Genomic DNA, 373 nt, shown 5'->3' with positions numbered 1-373 from the left:
AATCCTCCAAAAGTGGTGACCCGTACGGGATTCGAACCCGTGTTACCGCCGTGAAAGGGCGGTGTCTTAACCACTTGACCAACGGGCCAAATATTATAAATTCCTTATGGCGGAGAGCAAGGGATTCGAACCCTTGATACGCTTGTGACGTATACACGATTTCCAATCGTGCTCCTTCGGCCAACTCGGACAGCTCTCCACATGGCTCCGCAGGTAGGAATCGAACCTACGACCGATCGGTTAACAGCCGATAGCTCTACCGCTGAGCTACTGCGGAATAATATTGCCTGGCAACGTCCTACTCTCACAGGGACAAGGTCCCAACTACCATCGGCGCTAGAGAGCTTAACTTCCGTGTTCGGTATGGGAACGG

At 52.5% G+C, this 373-nt stretch carries 3 tRNA genes and 1 rRNA gene; all 4 read right to left on the bottom strand.

The window, feature by feature from the left end:
• Positions 1-13: 13 nt before the first annotated feature.
• Positions 14-88, bottom strand: a tRNA-Glu gene (locus MR109_RS29850).
• Positions 89-107: 19 nt separating this feature from the next.
• Positions 108-199: transfer RNA gene (locus tag MR109_RS29845), tRNA-Ser, on the bottom strand.
• Positions 200-202: 3 nt separating this feature from the next.
• A tRNA-Asn gene (locus tag MR109_RS29840) sits at positions 203-277 on the bottom strand.
• Between the two features lie 8 nt (positions 278-285).
• Positions 286-373: ribosomal RNA gene (gene rrf / locus MR109_RS29835) — 5S ribosomal RNA — on the bottom strand; the annotation flags it as partial.

Origin of the sequence: Bacillus cereus group sp. BfR-BA-01310, assembly GCF_022664325.1 — a bacterium.
Taxonomy (GTDB): domain Bacteria; phylum Bacillota; class Bacilli; order Bacillales; family Bacillaceae_G; genus Bacillus_A; species Bacillus_A paramycoides.
This window is presented reverse-complemented; position numbering and strand designations above follow the sequence as displayed.